12 protein-coding genes are annotated in these 17,801 nt (G+C 68.8%); 1 reads left to right on the forward strand and 11 read right to left on the reverse strand.

Going from position 1 to position 17,801, the window contains the following annotated elements; translation table 11 throughout:
- Window positions 1-9: 9 nt before the first annotated feature.
- The 9 genes from BLT64_RS01490 to nadA form a co-directional block, all read right to left on the reverse strand.
- A complete protein-coding gene (locus BLT64_RS01490) occupies window positions 10-1,812 on the reverse strand; it encodes a 4-alpha-glucanotransferase (RefSeq protein WP_081465096.1) in 1,803 nt (600 codons plus the stop codon).
- Between the two features lie 25 nt (window positions 1,813-1,837).
- The gene (gene glgX, locus BLT64_RS01495) at window positions 1,838-3,931 is read right to left on the reverse strand and encodes a glycogen debranching protein GlgX (protein ID WP_011750651.1); all 2,094 of its coding nucleotides are present in this window, start codon (window positions 3,929-3,931) and stop codon (window positions 1,838-1,840) included.
- Window positions 3,931-5,334: a glycogen synthase GlgA gene (gene glgA, locus BLT64_RS01500; protein WP_011750652.1), complete on the reverse strand. Its 1,404-nt coding sequence runs from the start codon at window positions 5,332-5,334 to the stop codon at window positions 3,931-3,933. Before glgA ends, glgX begins: the two co-directional genes overlap by 1 nt.
- Window positions 5,331-6,593 (reverse strand): glucose-1-phosphate adenylyltransferase, encoded by a 1,263-nt coding sequence (gene glgC, locus BLT64_RS01505; RefSeq protein WP_011750653.1) that lies wholly within the window; start codon window positions 6,591-6,593, stop codon window positions 5,331-5,333. The genes glgA and glgC overlap by 4 nt, the downstream gene beginning before the upstream one ends.
- A 43-nt stretch (window positions 6,594-6,636) precedes the next feature.
- The gene (gene glgB, locus BLT64_RS01510; RefSeq protein WP_011750654.1) at window positions 6,637-8,832 is read right to left on the reverse strand and encodes a 1,4-alpha-glucan branching protein GlgB; all 2,196 of its coding nucleotides are present in this window, start codon (window positions 8,830-8,832) and stop codon (window positions 6,637-6,639) included.
- Window positions 8,833-8,853: 21 nt separating this feature from the next.
- Window positions 8,854-11,250 carry a glycogen/starch/alpha-glucan phosphorylase gene (locus BLT64_RS01515; protein WP_011750655.1) on the reverse strand — a complete coding sequence of 799 codons (2,397 nt, stop codon included), beginning with the start codon at window positions 11,248-11,250 and terminating at the stop codon, window positions 8,854-8,856.
- Between the two features lie 246 nt (window positions 11,251-11,496).
- A complete protein-coding gene (nadC, locus tag BLT64_RS01520) occupies window positions 11,497-12,348 on the reverse strand; it encodes a carboxylating nicotinate-nucleotide diphosphorylase (RefSeq protein WP_011750656.1) in 852 nt (283 codons plus the stop codon).
- Window positions 12,345-13,910, reverse strand: a complete 1,566-nt coding sequence (locus BLT64_RS01525) for an L-aspartate oxidase (RefSeq protein ID WP_011750657.1) — start codon at window positions 13,908-13,910, stop codon at window positions 12,345-12,347. The genes nadC and BLT64_RS01525 overlap by 4 nt, the downstream gene beginning before the upstream one ends.
- 3 nt (window positions 13,911-13,913) lie before the next feature.
- Entirely contained in the window at window positions 13,914-14,966 is a 1,053-nt protein-coding gene (gene nadA / locus BLT64_RS01530) for a quinolinate synthase NadA (RefSeq protein ID WP_011750658.1), read from the reverse strand.
- Between the two features lie 256 nt (window positions 14,967-15,222).
- Here nadA and BLT64_RS01535 point away from each other — a divergent pair, with 256 nt between their 5' ends.
- Window positions 15,223-15,987: an IclR family transcriptional regulator gene (locus tag BLT64_RS01535; RefSeq protein ID WP_011750659.1), complete on the forward strand. Its 765-nt coding sequence runs from the start codon at window positions 15,223-15,225 to the stop codon at window positions 15,985-15,987.
- Between the two features lie 5 nt (window positions 15,988-15,992).
- On the opposite strand, the gene BLT64_RS01540 is transcribed toward BLT64_RS01535, so the two are convergent.
- Together BLT64_RS01540 and BLT64_RS01545 are read right to left on the reverse strand one after the other, a co-directional pair.
- Window positions 15,993-16,628 carry an aminotransferase class IV family protein gene (locus BLT64_RS01540; protein WP_041530482.1) on the reverse strand — a complete coding sequence of 212 codons (636 nt, stop codon included), beginning with the start codon at window positions 16,626-16,628 and terminating at the stop codon, window positions 15,993-15,995.
- Complete coding sequence (locus BLT64_RS01545; protein WP_041530684.1) at window positions 16,580-17,713, reverse strand: aminodeoxychorismate synthase component I; 1,134 nt, start codon at window positions 17,711-17,713, stop codon at window positions 16,580-16,582. The genes BLT64_RS01540 and BLT64_RS01545 overlap by 49 nt, the downstream gene beginning before the upstream one ends.
- Window positions 17,714-17,801: the final 88 nt, after the last annotated feature.

Here is a 17,801-nt window from a genome sequence, read left to right on the forward strand (position 1 = left end):
GACCTCTCCTTAGCGTTCGTGGTCACGCATGATGCTGGCAGTCCGCGCGACCGAGGGCAATGCCGGGAAATCCCCGGCCGCCACCGGCAGGCGCAGCTGCCAGTTCGGATATTCGCCGACCGTGCCGGGCAGGTTCGGCTGGTCGGCCATGTCAAGCAGCAGTTCGGCCTGCACCGCCACCAGCCGCGACGGCGTGCGGGCCAGAAAGCCGTGCAGCGCATCGACGCCGGGATCGGGCAGGAGCCGGTCGAAGCCCGCGACCTCCGCGGCGCGTTCGCTGTGCTGGGTGGCGGTGTCCTGGCCGGAGATACGGCCGCGGGCCCCTATATCGCCACCCTGCCGCCAGCCGCGCCACGTCGGCAGGTCATGGGTCGAAAAGCTGGCGATGGCGCCGCGGTCATAGGCTTCGGCAGGGCGAAAGACGGGCGGATGCCAGCCGTCGCGCTCGAACATCGCGACGCGGCAGCCGAGGATGCCCGAGGCGGCCAGCGCATCGCGCAGCCCCTCGGGGATATTGCCCAGATCCTCGCCGACGATGACGGCATCGCCTGCACGCCCGGCCTCGATCCGGGCCACGGCCAGCATGGCGTCGCGCGGCATGGCGACATAGGCGCCGGGTGCCGCATCGGGCACCCAGAAGGCGCGCTCGAAGCCCAGGATGTGGTCGATGCGCAGCACGCCCGCGAATTGCAGCTGGCGGCGCAGGGTTTCGGCCAGCGGCGCATAGGCCTGGGCGCGCAGGCCCAGCGGGTTGAAGGGTGCCAGCGACCAGTTCTGCCCCTCGGGCGCAAAACCGTCGGGCGGCGCGCCAAGCGAGGCGCCAAAGGCGAAGCTGGCGCGATCCTCCCATGTCTCGGCACCGAAGGGATGGGTGCCCACGGCGAGGTCGAGATAGAGCCCATGCGCCATGCCTCCGTCGCGCGCCGCCTGCCCGGCCGCCGCCAGCGCCCGCTCGGCCCGCCATTGCAGCCAGGCATGAAAGCGCATCTCGCCGGCCAGTTCCGCGCGCGCGGCAAGGGCGGCGAGCGTGTCGGGCGAGGCAAGCGTCGCCGGCCAATCGCTCCAGAAGGCGCCCAGCCGGGCCGACAGCGCCTGATGCAGGGCAAAGCGCTGCAGGCCCTCGCCCTCGGCCGCCTGCCAGGCGTCAAAGGCCGGATCGCCCGGAAAGGCGTCGTATTCCGCGCGCAACGCCGCCATGCGGGCCGGGATGTCGCGGGCGTAATCGACACGCGGGCCGGGGGTGCCCGCGCCGCCGGGCAGGTGGATCACGTTCAGCCGCCGGCGATGCGACGGGGTGTAGGGGCTGAAGAGATGCGGCACGGTCGGGAAGCCGGCATGGACCGGGTTCATGCCCAGGAAAGCCGCGCCCTGCCCGCCCATGCCCCGCGCCAGCACCGCAAGGTCGGCATAGCTGCCGATCCCCGCCTGCGAGATGCCGTAAAGTGGCGCGATCAGCCCCCAGCACCGCGCCGGCTCGGGCAGGCGCGGCGGCGCGGCAAGCAGCGTATAGTCCCGGCCCCCGGCCTGCAAACGGTGGATGCCCAGCGGCAGCGCGGGCAGCGGGCCGCGGCCCTCCTGTTGGGCGCCATTCTCGAACGTCACCTGCCAGTCGCCGACGGCCAGGTCGGGGCGGGAACCGGCGGCGCAGATCACGTCCCGCGGCAGGCGGTCGGCGTGAGCCTCCAGCGCCGCCTGCGCCTCGGCCGCGGTGGGCACGGCAAGCCCCATGGCGGCAAGCAGCGCCGCGGCGGTCTCGACCGAGGTCTCGCGCCATTGCCCGCCAAGGTCGTGAAAGCCCGGCAGCACGCCCATCCGTTCCGCCAGGATCAGGCGCGGATCAGTCACGGTCGCGCTCCAGATCGAAGGCGAGGACGGACTGGCCGTCCACCGCCAGCCGGTCGCCCTCGACCACATGCGGGGCCAGATCGGGACGGCTGGTGTCCAGGTGCAGCCGCCAGCGCCAGCCCTCGGGGCGTTCGGGCAGCACCACCTCCAGCGGGTCGCCGTTGTTGAAGACCAGGAACAGCGCCTCCTCGCGCTGCGCATAATCGGGGGTGCCGGCGGCCATGCGCAGCTCGGCGCAAAGCACGCGCAGCTCGGGATTGCCCCAGTCGGCCGGGGTCATCTCCTCTCCGTCCGGGCGCAGCCAGAACAGGTCGGGCAGCCCGTCGGTCAGGCGCGGGCGCGAATGCAGAAAGCGTTTCTGCCGCAGGATCGGATGGGCGCGGCGAAAGGCGATGAGCCTGCGGGTAAAGTCCAGAAACGCAGGATCGGCGCCGTCCCACTGCACCCAGCCGATCTGGTTGTCCTGGCAATAGGCGTTGTTGTTGCCGGCCTGCGAATTGCCCAGCTCGTCCCCGGCCAGCAGCATCGGCGTGCCCTGCGACAAAAGCAGCGTCGCCAGCAGGTTGCGGCGCCGGCGCGCGCGGGCGTCGAGGATGGCGGGATCGTCGCTGGGCCCCTCGACACCCATGTTGTCCGAGAAATTCTCGGAATGGCCGTCGCGATTCTGTTCCCCATTGGCGGCGTTGTGCTTTTCGCCGTAGCTGACCACATCCATCAGCGTAAAGCCGTCATGCGCGGTCAGGAAGTTCACCGACGAGGTGGCGGGCCGGCCGGAATGGTCGAACTGCCGGGCCGAGCCGGCCATGCGGTCGGCAAGCTCGGGCACCTGCCGCGCATCGCCGCGCCAGAAGCGGCGGATGCCGTCGCGATACTTGTCGTTCCACTCCAGGAAGGGCGGCGGGAAGCCCCCGACCTGATAGCCGCCGGGTCCGATGTCCCAGGGCTCGGCGATCAGCTTGACCCGCGTCAGCACCGGGTCCTGCCGGATCGCATCGAAGAACGAGGCGCTGCGGTCGAAACCGCCGCGCACCCGCCGCCCCAGCGCCGTGCAAAGATCGAAGCGGAAACCGTCCACATGCATCACCTCGACCCAATAGCGCAGGCTGTCCATGACCATGCGCAGCACCATGGGGTGATTGACGTTCAGCGTGTTGCCGGTGCCGGTGTCATCGACGTAATGGCGGGGATTTTCCTGCAGGCGGTAGTAGCTGCGGTTGTCGAGGCCGCGAAAGGACAGCGTCGGGCCAAGCTCGTTGCCCTCGCCGGTGTGGTTGTAGACCACGTCCATGATGACCTCGATCCCGGCAGCGTGCATGCGGGCGACCATGTGCTGGAACTCGGCGATCTGATCCTTGGCCAGATAGCGCGGGTCCGGGGCGAAAAAGCCCAGCGTCTGGTAGCCCCAATAGTTCACCAACCCCTTTTCCAGCAGGAAACGGTCGTTCAGGAAGGCCTGCGCCGGCAGCAGCTCCAGCGCGGTGACGCCCAGGGATTGCAGGTGTTCCAGGACCGGGTCCGAGGCGAGGCCCAGAAAGCTGCCGCGATGGGGCACGTCGGGATGCAGCTGGGTCAGGCCCTTGACATGGGCCTCGTAGATCACCGTCTCGGCGATGTCGCGGCGCGGCGGCTGGTCGGCGCCCCAGGCGAAGGACGGATCCTCGACCACAGAGCGCGGCATGAAGCGCGCGCTGTCGCGGCGGTCGAAGCTGAGATCGGCGTCGGGCGAGCCGACGGCATAGCCCATCAGCGCGTCGTGCCAGACCGGATGCCGGGTCAGCCGCTTGGCATAGGGATCGATGAGCAGCTTGTGATAATTGAAGCGGTGCCCCTCGGCCGGCGCATAGGGACCATCGGCGCGCAGCCCGTAAAGCTGGCCGGGGCGCAGGCCGGGGACATAGCCGTGCCAGACATCGCCGTCGCGTTCCGGCAGGTCCAGCCGGTGCGTCTCGGTCCGGCCGTCGGGCGAGAACAGGCACAGCGTCACCCGCCGCGCATGTTCGGAAAACACGGCGAAGTTCACGCCATCGCCATCGAAAGTGGCGCCCAGCGGTTCCGCCCGGCCCTCGAAGATACGCAGCCCGGTCATCAGGCGGCCATCGCCTCGAACAGCTCGGCATAGGCGCGCGCCGAGGCGTCCCAGCCGACCGGGTGGGCCATGGCATTGTCCATCATGCGTTGCCACGCCGCCGGCTGATGCCAGAGCGCGCAAAGCCGGGTCAGCGCGCGGGACAGCGTCCGCGCATCGACCGGATGGAACTGCACCCCGGTCGCCACCCCGGCGGCCAGCCCCGCCACCGACGCGTTGATGACCGTGTCGGCCAGCCCGCCGGTCAGCGCCACCAGCGGCAGCGTGCCAAAGCGCAACCCGTAAAGCTGCGTCAGCCCGCAGGGCTCGAAGCGCGAGGGCACGAGGATGGCGTCGCCGCCGGCGATCATGCGCCGCGACAGCGCCTCGTCATAGCCCAGCCGCAAGGCAACGCCGGCATGGCGAGCGGCGGCCTTGGCGAAAGCCGCCTCAAGCCCAGGGTCGCCCGAGCCCAGCACCGCCAGCTGGCCGCCGTTTTCCAAGAGCGCCGGCAGCGCCTCGATCAACAGGTCCAGCCCCTTCTGCCCGGTCAGCCGCGAGACCACCACGCAAAGCGGCCCGTCCGTCTCGGGCAGTCCGAATTCCTTGCGCAGCGCCGCGCGATGGGGCGCCTTGCCCTGGGGCGTGGCATAGGGCGGCTTCCAGGCGTCCAGGTCGATGCCGTTCAGGATGCCGGTGAAATCGCCGGCGCGGTCGGCCAGCACGCCCTCCATCCCCATGCCGAATTCGGGAGTCATCAGCTCTTCGGCATAGGTCGGGCTGACGGTCGAGACCTTGTCGGCAAAGACGATCCCCGCCTTCAGCGCCGAGATCCGGCCCCAATATTCGAAACCGCTCGGGTTGAAGAGATGCGCCGGCAGTTGCAACGCCGAAAGCATATGCGCCGGGGCCAGCCCCTGGAAGGCGATGTTGTGGATGGTCAGCAGCGTCCTGACGTCGCGCACCCCCGCCTGGCGCAGATAGATCGGGGTCAGCCCCGCCTGCCAGTCGTGCAGGTGCAGCACCTGCGGGCGCCAGTCCTCGACGCCCTCGGCGGCGATCAGCGCGGCGGCCTTGCAAAGCGCGGCGAAACGCTGCGGATTGTCGGGCCAGTCGCGGCCGTCCGGCCCCAGATAGATGCCGCCCGGCCGGTCGAAAAGATGCGGCGCGTCCAGGATGTAAAGCACCGCCTTTCCCAGCGCACCGCGTCGGATGCGGGCCGGGCCGCCGAACAGATCCGGGATCTCGCGCAGCACCGGCGTCTTGGCCGCGGCCCCCAGCACCGCGGGATAGCCGGGCAACAGCACCCGCATCCCGACGCCCTGCCCGGCCAACGCGGCCGGCAGCGCGCCGGCCACATCGGCAAGGCCGCCGGTCTTGACCAGCGGCACGCATTCCGAGGCGACGGACAGAACCCTTGTCATAAAGACGCTTCCCTTCGATCCAGCATGTCCTGCGTGATCAGCGTGACGCCGCCTTCCGAGACGCGGAACCATTTCGCGTCCTCGTCGGGGTCCTCGCCGACGACCAGCCCTTCGGGGATTCTGACGGCGCGGTCAATGACCACATTGGTCAAGCGTGCGTGCCTCGCGACGTTGGCATAGGGCAGCACCACCGCGCGCTCCAGGCTGGAATAGGAATTGGTGTGGACCTGGGTGAACAAGAGCGACTCGCGGATCTCGCTGCCCGAGATGATGCAGCCGCCCGAGATCAGCGAGCTGACGGCGCTGCCGCGGCGGTCCGGCTCGTCATGGATGAACTTCGCGGGCGGGACCAGTTCGGAATAGGTCCAGATCGGCCAGTCGCGATCCCACAGGTTCAGGTCGGGGTTGAAGTCGGTCAGGTCGATATTCGCCCGCCAGAAGGCATCGACCGTGCCCACGTCGCGCCAATAGACCGGATCGCCCGAGGCCCGCACGCAGCTGTCGGCGAAGCGATGCGCCTGCGCCTTGCCGTCCCGCACGATGGCCGGGATCAGGTCGTTGCCGAAATCGTGGCTGGAATTGTCGTCCTGCATGTCGCGGATCAACAGGTCGCGCAGGAAATCCCAGCGGAACACATAGATGCCCATCGAGGCCAGCGTCACATCCGGGTCGTCGGGCGTGCCGGGCGGGTCCTTGGGCTTTTCCAGGAAACTGGTGATGACGTCCTTGCCGTCCACCGCCATGACCCCGAAGGCCGAGGCCTCGGCCCGCGGCACGGTCAGGCAGCCGATGGTCACGTCCGCGCCCGCCTCGACATGGTGGCGGATCATCAACTCGTAATCCATCTTGTAGATATGGTCGCCGGCCAGGATCAGGACGTAATCCACGCCGTAGCTGTCGATGATGTCGATGTTCTGGGCCACGGCGTCGGCGGTGCCGCGATACCACATCGACTCGTCGTAGCGCTGGGACGCGGGCAGGATGTCCAGGAATTCGTTGCGCTCGGCCCGAAAGAAGTTCCAGCCGCGCTGGACATGGCGGATCAGGCTGTGGGCCTTGTATTGCGTGGCCAGCGCCATCTTGCGGATGCCCGAGTTCAGCGCGTTCGACAGCGCAAAGTCGATGATCCGCGACTTGCCGCCGAAATAGACCGCCGGCTTGACCCGCTTGTCGGTCAGTTCGCGCAGGCGCGAGCCGCGTCCGCCGGCCAGAATGAAGGCCATGGATCTTCTGGAAAGCCTTTCCTCACGCTGGACCATCTCTATCCCCTCCCTCTTTACCCGGCGCCTGCGCGCGGGATGGTTACGTCTTGTCGTCCTTGATGAAGATCAGCGTCGAAAGCGGCGGCAGCACCAGTTCCGCATGGGCGGGCTGGCCATGGCTCTCGCCCGGCAGGGCAGAGATACGGCCCAGATTGCCGCGCCCGGCCCCGCCATAGACCTCGGCATCGGTGTTCAGCACCTCGCGCCACAGGCCCGCCTGCGGAAAGCCCATGCGCCAGCCGCTGCGTTCGACCGGGGTGAAGTTGCAGACCACCACCACCTCGGGGTCGCCCGGCCCCCCGCGCCGCACCCAGGCATAGATCGAATGGGCGGCGTCGTTGGCCTCGATCCACTGGAAGCCCGCGCCGTCGCAATCACGCGCGTAAAGCGCGGGCGTGGCGCAATATATCGCGTTCAGGTCGCGCACCAGCAATTGCATGCCGTAATGCAGCGGGTTGCCGATGCAGGCCCAGTCGATCTCGGCGTCGTGGTTCCATTCCGAGCCTTGGGCGAATTCCTGGCCCATGAACAACAGCTTCTTGCCCGGATGGCCCCACATGAAGCCGTAATAAGCGCGCAGGTTGGCGAATTTCTCCCATTCGCTGCCCGGCATCTTGGCCAGCATCGAGCCCTTGCCGTGCACCACTTCGTCATGGCTGATCGACAGGATGAAATTCTCGGAAAAGGCGTAATGCAGGCCGAAGGTCATCTGGTGGTGATGGTGTTTGCGATGGATCGGCTCGCGCTTGATGTAATCCAGCGTGTCGTTCATCCAACCCATGTTCCACTTGAAGCCAAAGCCCAGGCCGCCTTCGTGCACCGGCCGCGAGACCCTGGGATATGAGGTCGATTCCTCGGCCACCGTCATGATGCCCGGCTCCTCGCCATAGGTCAGGCGGTTCATCTCCTGCAGCATGGCGATGGCTTCGTAATTCTCGCGCCCGCCGTCCTTGTTCGGCACCCATTGCCCCTCGGCGCGGGAATAGTCGCGGTAGAGCATCGAGGCCACCGCATCCACCCGCAGCCCGTCGACGTGATATTCCCTGAGCCAATAAAGCGCGTTCGAGGTCAGGTAGTTCATCACCTCGCTGCGGCCGTAATTGTAGATCAGGGTATTCCAGTCCTGATGAAAGCCCTCGCGCGGGTCGGCGTGTTCGTAAAGCGCGGTGCCGTCGAACTGCACCAGCCCGTGCGGATCGGTCGGGAAATGCCCCGGCACCCAGTCCAGGATCACCCCCAGCCCCGCCTTGTGCGCGGCATTCACCAGGTCGCGGAACTCGTGCGGCGGGCCGAAGCGGATCGTCGGCGCGAACAGCCCGACCGGCTGATAGCCCCATGAGCCGTCAAAGGGATATTCGCTGATCGGCAGCAGTTCGATATGGGTGAAGCCCATGCCCCTGGCATACTCGACCAGTTCCACCGCCGCCTCGCGATACGAGATCGGCCGGCCGCCGTCCTTCCTGCGCCAACTGCCCAGGTGCACCTCGTAGATCGAGATCGGCCGGTCGATGCGTTGCGCCTCGGCCCGCGTGCCCATCCAGCCGCCATCCGACCAGCCATAGCCCGCGATCTCGCGCACCACCGAAGCCGTCGCCGGCGGGTGCTGGGCGCCGAAGCCGACCGGATCGGCCTTTTGCGCCAGCCCGCCATAGGCACCGAGGATCTCGTATTTATAGGCCGTGCCCTCGCCCAGATCGGGCATGAAGATCTCCCACACGCCGGTCGCGCCGCGCCTGCGCATGACATGGCGCCGCCCGTCCCAGGCGTTGAAATCCCCGACCAGCGACACGCGGCGGGCATTGGGCGCCCAGACCGCGAAATGCGTGCCGCGCGTGCCCTGATGCTCGATCACATGGGCGCCGAGCGCCTGCCAAAGCCGCTGGTGCCGGCCCTCGCCCAGCAGGTATTCGTCAAGCTCGCCCAGGACCGGGCCGAAGCGATAGGCATCCTCGACCAGCCATTCCTCGCCGTCGCGGCGCCCGCGCAGCAGATAGGGTTCCGCGCCGGGCACCTTGCCGTGAAACAGGCCCGGACAGCCCTCGACCGGGTTCAGCGGATGCGCCTTGCCGCCCACCATGGCCGCCATCTCGATCGCACCGGGGTCGAAGGCGGTGACATGCCGCATGCTGCCCCGCTGATGCGGGCCAAGGACCGCGAAGGGATCGTCGAAGCGTCCCTCGACGATGCGGGCCAGCACCGCGGGATCCGCGACTTCATTCGGGTCGATCTGCGCCATGGTTCCCCCTCCGCGATGGCGTCACTCCTGCCCGAGCAGGCTTTTCGCGTTCCAGATGTCCTGCATGTAGCCGCGGATCGTGCGATCCGACGAGAACCAGCCCGAGCGCGCCACGTTCAGCGCCGCCATCCGCGCCCAGCCGTCGCGGTCGGCATAGGCGAAATCGACCTCGCGCTGCGCCCGCCAGTAATCGGCGAAATCCGAGGCGACGAGGAAGTAATCCGCCCCCGTCAGGTTCTCGACGATATTCGCATAGCGGTCCGGCTCGCCTGGGCTGAAGATGCCGCTGCGGATCGCCTCGATGGCGCGCTTGAGCCGCGGATCGCCGGCGACCGCCCTGGCGGCATGGTCGGGAACGGCGCGACGGGCCTCGGCCTCCTCGGCGGTCAGGCCGAACAGGAAGAAGTTCTCGGGCCCCACCAGTTCGCGGATCTCGACATTGGCACCGTCCAGCGTGCCGATGGTCGGCGCGCCGTTCAGCGCGAACTTCATGTTACCGGTGCCCGACGCCTCCTTGCCGGCCGTCGAGATCTGCTCGGACAGATCGGCGGCGGGGATCAGCCGCTCGGCCAGCGTCACGTTGTAATTCGGCAGATAGACGACCTGCAGCTTTTCGTTCGTCGCCGCGTCGGCATTGATGACGCCCGCCACGTCGTTGATCAGCCGGATGATGTCCTTGGCGAAGAAATAGCCCGGCGCCGCCTTGCCGCCAAAGATCTTGACCCGCGCCGTCCAGTCGGCGGACGGGTTCTCGCGCATCTCCTGCCACAGCGCGATGGCCTCCAGGATGTTCAGGTGCTGGCGCTTGTATTCGTGGATGCGTTTGATCTGCACGTCGAACAGCGCCTGCGGATTCAGCGTCAGGCCATGTTCGCGGCGGGCCCAGTCGCTCAGATCGGCCTTGTTCGCGGCCTTCACGGCGGCGAACTGCTCCAGCCAGCCGGCATCGGCGGCATGGGGCTCCAGCGCCTGCAACTGCTCCAGATCGCCCACCCAGCCGTCGCCGATGGTCTGGGTGATCAGCCGCGACAGGCGCGGGTTGCAACCATGCAGCCAGCGGCGCGGGGTGACGCCGTTGGTCTGGTTCACGATGCGATCGGGCCAGATGCGATGCTGGTCGGCGAAAACCGTGGTCTTCATCAGCCCGGTATGAAGCGCCGAGACGCCGTTGACGCGGTTCGACAGGATGAAGGACAACTCGCCCATCCTGACCCGCCCCTCGCCCCGCGCCGCGTTCCGGCGGTCGGGATGGGCCTTGGCGTCCTCGGCATCGATGCGGTCGATGATCTGCAGATGGCGCGGCAGCAACTCGCCGAAAAGCCCCTCGCCCCAGCTTTCCAGCGCCTCGGGCAAGAGCGTGTGGTTGGTGTAGTTCACGCAGGCCCGGGTGATCGCCAGCGCCTCGTCGAAGGGAAGGCCGCGCTCGTCATGCAGGATGCGCAGCAATTCCGGCCCGGCGATGGCCGGATGGGTGTCGTTGAGCTGGATCGCCACCTTTTGCGGCAAGAGGCGGAGGTCGGCGTGATCGGCCTCGAACCGGCGCAGGATGTCGCGAATCGAGGCGGCCGAGAAGAAATATTCCTGCGTCAGCCGCAGCCGCTTGCCGGCTTCGGTCGAATCCTCGGGATAAAGCACGCGCGAGATGGTGCGGGCCAGCGCCTCGGCCTCGGCGGCCGCCGTAAAGTCGCCGGCGTTGAAGCGGCCGAGGTCGAAGGGGTCGACCGCCCGCCCGGCCCAGAGCCGCAGCGTGTTGGCCCAGGCTCCCTGCCAGCCGATGACCGGGACGTCATAGGCTTCGGATTGCACGAAGTTCTCGGGCTCCCAGACCGGCTTGCCGTCGCGGGTGACGACGCGGCCGCCGAAACCCAGGGTAAAACGCGCCTCGGGGCGCTCGAACTGCCAGACATAGGGCTGCGCGAGCCAGTCCTCGGGCGCCTCCATCTGCCGGCCCTCGGCAAAGCTCTGGCGAAACAGCCCGTGCTCATAGCGGATGCCGTAGCCATAGGCCGGGCAGCCCAGCGTGGCCAGCGATTCCATGAAACAGGCCGCCAGCCGCCCCAGCCCGCCGTTGCCCAGCGCCGCGTCGGGCTCGTCCAGCAGCAGGTCGCGGTAATCGAGGCCGAAGCTCTCGATCGCCGCCTGCGCCTGGTCGGCCAGTTGCAGGTTGACGATATTGTCCTGAAGCAGCCGGCCGATCAGGAATTCCATCGACAGGTAATAGACCCGCTTGGCATCGGCGCGATAGGTGGCGCGGGTGGATGCCATCCAGCGATCCACGATGCGGTCGCGCACCGCATGGCTCAGCGCCAGCCGCCAGTCGAAGACCTGCGCATGATCCGGATCCTTGCCCAGCGTATAGGTCAGGTGCCACAGGATTGCATCGCGGAAATCGCTCTTGGGCATCTCGTCCTTGGCCATTCGTTCCCCTGTCCAGTCATCGCGCCCGCAAGGAAATCCGGGCCGTTTCCCCGACTCTGCTTAAAGCACGACAGACCGCAAGCCATGCAAGGAAAAATGTTAGCGATAACTGCTTTTCGGCGGAACGTGGCGGAAACGCCCGGTATCGGCCGGGCATTGGCGAGCCGGGCCGCAGCCGGTCATTTTCGAGATATGCGGTTCAGTCGCCTGAACAGGTTCGGGATTTCCGCAGCGCCGCGATTTTGGTCAGAAATCCAGACCCAGATCCAGCGTGCGCGCCGAATGGGTCAGCGCGCCGACCGAGATGTAGTCCACCCCCGTCGCCGCCACCTCGGCCACACGGGCGAGTCGCATGTTGCCCGAGGCTTCCAGCACCACGCGGCCCGCGGTCATGGCGACCGCCTCGCGCAGTTCCGCCGTCTGCATGTTGTCCAGCAGCACGACATCGGCGCCGCCCTCCTCCAGCACCTCGGCAAGCTGGTCCAGCCGGTCCACCTCGATCTCGACCCGCATCATGTGCGAGGCGCGGGCCTTGATCGCCTGCAGGACCGGCCGGATGCCGCCCGCCGCCGCGATGTGGTTGTCCTTGACCAGGATCGCGTCCGACAGGCCGAAGCGGTGGTTGAAGCCGCCGCCATGCAGGACCGCCTGCTTCTCGACCAGCCGCAGCCCCGGCGTGGTCTTGCGGGTGCAGGTGATGCGCGCCTTCGTCCCCGCCGTCTCGGCCACGAATGCCGCCGTCTGCGTGGCGATGCCGGACAGCCGGCCGGCAAAGTTCAGCGCCACCCGCTCGGCCGAGAGGATCGAGGCCGCCTCGCCCTCGATCTCGGCCAGGGTGTCGCCGGGCTGGAAGCGGCTGCCGTCGGGATGGAGCGGCCGCCATGCCAGGCCCGGATCGATCAGGCGAAAGGCGATGCCCGCCAGTTGCATCCCCGAGGCCACGCCCGCCTCGCGCGCCACGATCCGCGCCCGGTAGCGGGTGCCGGCCGGGATCACCGTGCGCGTGGTGATGTCGCCATAGGTGCCCAGATCCTCGGTCAGCGCGGCGCGCAGCAGCGGCTCCAGGATCATCTCGGGCAGCGGGGGCATCTCGGTCATGTCGTCTCCGGTTCAAGCGAGGCGCGCAGGGCCAGCGCATCGGCCAGCCGCAGGCGCGAGCGGCGACCCTCGGGCGCGGTCTGCGGGAAGTCGGTGCGGCAATGCGCGCCGCGGCTTTCCTGCCGCATCAGCGCCGCGGCGGCGATCAGCGTGGCGGTGGCGGTCATGTTCATGAGCGCCGGGCAATCGGGCTGCGCCGCCTCGATGGTCCCGATCTCGCGCAGGCAGCGGCTCAGGCCCCCGGCATCGCGCAAAACCCCCGCGCCCTCGGTCATGGCGCGGCGCAGGCGGGCGACCAGCGCCGGGTCGGGCACGGGGCCGGGCGGCAGATCGGGCAGCAGGATTTCGGGCGCGTCCTGCGCCGGGCCCAGCCGCGCCTCGATGGAGAGCGCGCAGCGGCGGGCAAAGACCAGCGCCTCAAGAAGCCCGTTCGAGGCCAGCCGGTTCGCACCATGCAGGCCGGTCGAGCTGGCCTCGCCGCAGACCCAAAGCCGGTCGAGGCTGGCCCGCCCCTCGGCGTCCACCGCCACGCCGCCCATGTGGTAATGCGCGGCGGCGGCCACCGGGATCGGCTCGCGGGTGGGGTCGATCCCCGCGCGCGAGCACGCCCCCGCGACGGCCGGGAATTCGGTCAGGATGCGGTCGCCCAGGCAGCCGCGGGTGTCCAGCATCGGCCGCAAGCCCGCCTGCGTCTGGGCATAGATCGCACGCGCCACCACGTCGCGCGGCGCAAGCTCGGCATCGGGATGCACCGCCAGCATGAAGCGCTCGCCCAGCCGGTTGACCAGATGCGCGCCCTCGCCGCGCAGCGCCTCGGTGGCCAGCGGCGCCGGGTCTTCGCCGCAATCGATGGCGGTGGGGTGGAACTGCACGAATTCCGCATCGGCGATCTCGGCCCCGGCCCGCGCCGCCATGCCGATCACCTGGCCGCGGATGCGCGGCGGATTGGTGGTCAGCGCGTAAAGCCCGCCCGAGCCGCCGCCCGCCAGCAGCACCGCCGGCGCGCGGATCAGGAAGGGCGCCGAGCCCTGTGGACCGGAAAGCGTGACCTCGACCCCCGCGACCACGCCCTCCTCGACGCGCAGGCCGGTGGCCATGACGCCCTCCAGCACCTGGACCGAGGGTGTCTCGCGCACGCAGGCGACCAGCGCCCGCATGATCTCGGCCCCGGCCTGGTCGCCGCGCACCCGCACGACGCGGGCAAAGCTGTGCGCCGCCTCGCGCGACAGCACATAGCCGCCGTCGGGCTTGCGGTCGAAGGGGGTGCCGAGCCGGGTCAGGTCCAGGATATGCGCCCGCGCCTCGTCCGTGACCAGCGCCGCGACGGCGGGATCGACGGTGCCGGCGCCGGCAAGCAGCGTGTCGCGGGCATGCGCCTGCGCACTGTCGGCCGGGTCCATGGCCGCCGCCACCCCGCCCTGCGCCCAGGCCGAGCTTGCGCCCTGCCCCAGCACCTCGGGCGAGATCATCAGCACCGGGCGCGGCGCCAGTTTCAGCGCCGCGTATAGCGCGCCCAGCCCCGCACCGACGATGATGACGCGGGGCGTCGAGGTTTCGCGCATCCGTCAGGCCGCCAGGCGTTGCGACAGGTCGATCATGCGCTGCACCGCCAGCCGGGCGCGGTCCGCGACCTGCGGATCGACCTCGACCGCGCCGGTCATGGTGTGCAGCGACCACAGCACCTTTTCCAGCGTGATCTTCTGCATATAGGGGCACATGTTGCAGGGGCCGAGGAACTCGACCTCGGGATTGGCGTCCGAGATGTTCGAGGCCATCGAGCATTCCGTGACCAGCATCACCTGCCTGGGCCGCTCCGTCTCGACCCAGCCCTGGATATTGGCGGTCGAACCGGCGTAATCGGCCTCGGCCACCACGTCGGGCGGGCATTCGGGATGGGCGATGATCTTAAGCCCCGGGTTCCAGTCGCGGAAATCGCGCAGATCCTGCGCCGTGAACTGCTCATGCACGATGCAGGCGCCGTCCCACCAGACGATGCGCTTTTGCGGCACCTTGTTCGCGACGTTCTGCGCCAGCCATTTGTCGGGCGTCATGATGATCGTGTCGCCCTCCAGCGCCGCGACGATCTGCGCCGCATTGGCAGAGGTGCAGCAGATGTCGGACGCGGCCTTCACCTCGGCGGTGGTGTTGACGTAGCTGACCACCGGCGCGCCGGGATAGCGCGCCCGCATCTCGGCGATGCCCTCGGCGGTGATGCTTTCGGCCAGCGAGCAGCCGGCCTCCATGTCGGGCATCAGCACCGTTTTCCGCGGATTCAGGATCTTCGAGGTCTCGGCCATGAAATGCACGCCGCATTGCACGATCACCTCGGCCTCGACCTTGGTCGCGGCGATGGCCAGCGCCAGGCTGTCCCCCACCACGTCCGAGATGCCGTGATAGATCTGCGGCGTCATGTAGTTATGCGCCAGCACCACGGCATTGCGCTCTTTCTTGAGCTTGTTGATCGCAGCGACATAGGGGGCATGGATCGCCCAGTCGGGCCAGGGCATGACGCGACCCATCCGGGCATGGATATCGGCCATGCGCTCGGCCAGCTCGAGCGAGGGCTCAAGATCGTAATGCGAGCCGAGCTCGCTGCGGATGGTCGTCAGATCGAGCATTTGGTCCCCCCACTCTGCCCGCGTCGCAGTCACCCCGGATATAGTGCGCCCGGCCCCCGATACCAGAACTGCCGGGGTCTGTGAGTCGCGGTTCCTAACCGATGGATGACGCTCGGGCAACGCAAATGCTACAGTGCAGCGACCGGGGACCGGCACCTGCCGCCATCCGCGCAAAAGGATGTAGTGGCGCCCGCGACGTCTGGACCTCCTGCCCTCCTGCGATAATAAGAACGGTAAAGCGACCGGGTTCCAGGCCATGCAAGAGTATCAAGACAGTTCCCAGGCGCCCCCAAGCCTGCGCAATCTCCAGATCCTGGAAGTGCTGGCGCGCGAGGCGCGGCCGATGACCGCCACCGAGATCAACGCCAGCCTCGGCCTGCCCAAGCCGACCATCCACCGCCTGGTCGCCACCCTGGAACAAGAGGGCTACCTGTCGCGGCAACTCGATGGGCGCAGCTATCTGCCCGGCCTCAAGCTGCGGCGCATGATGCTGGGCGTCATGCATGCCGGCCAATACGACCTGGCGCGCCACGACGTGCTGGTCCGGCTGTTCGCCTCGGTGGGCGAAACCTGCTCGATCTCGATCCCCGAGGGCGACACGCTGGTCTATGTGGACCGGGTCGAGACGAACTGGCCCTTGCGGCTGGTGATCCGGCTGGGCACCCGCGTGCCGCTGCATGCGACCGCCGCCGGCAAGGTCTGCCTGGCCTTCATGAACCCGCAGAGCGTCGAGCATTTCCTGCGCCACGCCCAACTGCATCCGCATACGCCGAACACCTTCGCCAGCGCCGAAAGCCTGCGCGAAGAACTGGCGCGCGTGCGCGAACAGGGCCACGCCATCGACGATCAGGAATTCATTCCCGGCATGGTCGGCATCTCGGTCCCGGCGCTGGATTCGCGCGGCCGGGTGCTGGCCGCCGTGACCTTTCACGCGCCCGTCCAGCGCATGTCGCTGGACACGGCCATGACGCATCTGCCGGCGCTGCAACGCGCCGCACGCGAGCTGGCCGACCTGGCCTGACCGGCTCAGCCCGCCCAGACGGCGGGGATCAGCCCGCGCAGCGCATTGCCGACCCAAAGCCGGACATGCGGCAGATCCCCGGCCGGCAGCAACTCTTCGCGGCAGGCCCCCTCGGCCAGCATCCCAGCCCGCAGCACGCCCGGCAAAAGCCCGCAGGACAGCGGCGGCGTGCGCATGCCCTGGCCGCGGTCGAAAAAGACCGTGGTGATGGTGCCGTCGCAGACCTCGCCGCGCTCGTTCAGGAAGATCGCCTCCTCGATCCCCTCGGGCAGCGCGGCGCGGGCATCGTCGTATTGCGCCCGCCGCGTGGTCTTGAGCCGCAGCCAGGGATCGCCCGAGCCGAGCCGCGTGCCGGCCAGCGCCAGCCGCCATTCCGGGCGCGACTGCGGCAGGGGGCCCCGCGTCACCTCGATCCGCGCGGCGCGATCCAGCGTCAGCCGCAGCCGCGCCGGCTGGCCGGCAGGCGCGACCAGCGCGGCGCGGGCGGCCTGCGGGTCGCAGGGCCAGCCAAGCGCCTGCGCCCCCGCCGCCAGCCGCGCCAGATGCCCCTCGATCCGGGGACAGCGGGCGCCGTCCCACAGCACCGTTTCGATCAGCCGCAATCCGGGGTCGTCAGATCCTGCGCATAGCGGGCTTTCCATAGCGCCTCCTCCCATTCGCCTTCGGCGGTCGAATCCTGCACCACGCCGCCACCGACATTCAGCGTGACCTCGCCGTCGGGCCAGACCGAAAGCGTGCGGATCGCGACCGAGAAGCAGGCCGCGCCGTCCGGTGCCATCCAGCCGATGGCGCCGCAATAGACGCCGCGCGCAAAGGGCTCGACCTCGCGGATGATCTGCATGGCGCGGATCTTGGGCGCGCCGGTGATCGAGCCGCAGGGAAACAGCGCCCGCATCAGCGCGCCCAGCTCGGCCGGGCGTTCCAGCTGGCCCACCACGCGCGAACTCATCTGGTGGACGGTGGCAAAGCTGTCCACGGCGAAAAGCTCGGGCACCCGCACCGAGCCCACGCGCGAGATGCGGGCGATGTCGTTGCGCAGCAGGTCCACGATCATCAGGTTCTCGGCCCGGTTCTTTTCCGATGCCGCCAGCCCCGCCGCCAGGGCCGCGTCGTGCGCCGGATCGGGGTCGCGTGGCGCCGTGCCCTTCATCGGCCGCGCCTCGATCCGGCCCTGCGCGTCAAGGCGGAAGAACAGCTCGGGCGAGCGCGAGACCACCACCGGCCCCTGCCCCAGATCGGCATAGGCGCCGAAGCCTACCGGCTGGCGCGCGGCCAGCGCGGCGTAAAGCTCCAGCGGCGAGCCGGAAACGAGGCGCGAACCGATGGGAAAGGTCAGGTTGATCTGATAGCAATCCCCCGCCGCGATATAGTCGCGGGTCCGGGCAAAGGCGGCGGCATAATCCTGCTGCGAGATCAGCGGCTTCAGCGGCGCCAGCCGGGCCGCGTCGCCCGCGGGCAGCGGCGGGGCCGGCCGGGGCGCGTCATGGACGGCAAAGGCCAGCAGCGGCGTGCGGCGCTCGGCCGGCATGTCACGGGCCAGCACCGGCTCCAGCGCATAGCCCAGCTCATAGGACAGGTAGCCCGCGATCCATGCCCCCTGCCGGCGCCGGGCCTCCAGATGGTCGAGCGCAGGGGCCACGTCCTCGGGCCGGGTCACCACCAGCAATTCCCGCGGGTCCCGAAACAGGACCGGCCCGCCCCCGGGACCGAATTCGCAAAGGATCACGCGCGCCTCCATTCTCGTGGCGCGGGGTAGCATAGGCGGGGCGGCGCGAACAATGGCCGGCATGGGAACCGCTGCGACAATGCCGCGG

Source organism: Paracoccus denitrificans (assembly GCF_900100045.1).
GTDB lineage: Bacteria > Pseudomonadota > Alphaproteobacteria > Rhodobacterales > Rhodobacteraceae > Paracoccus > Paracoccus denitrificans.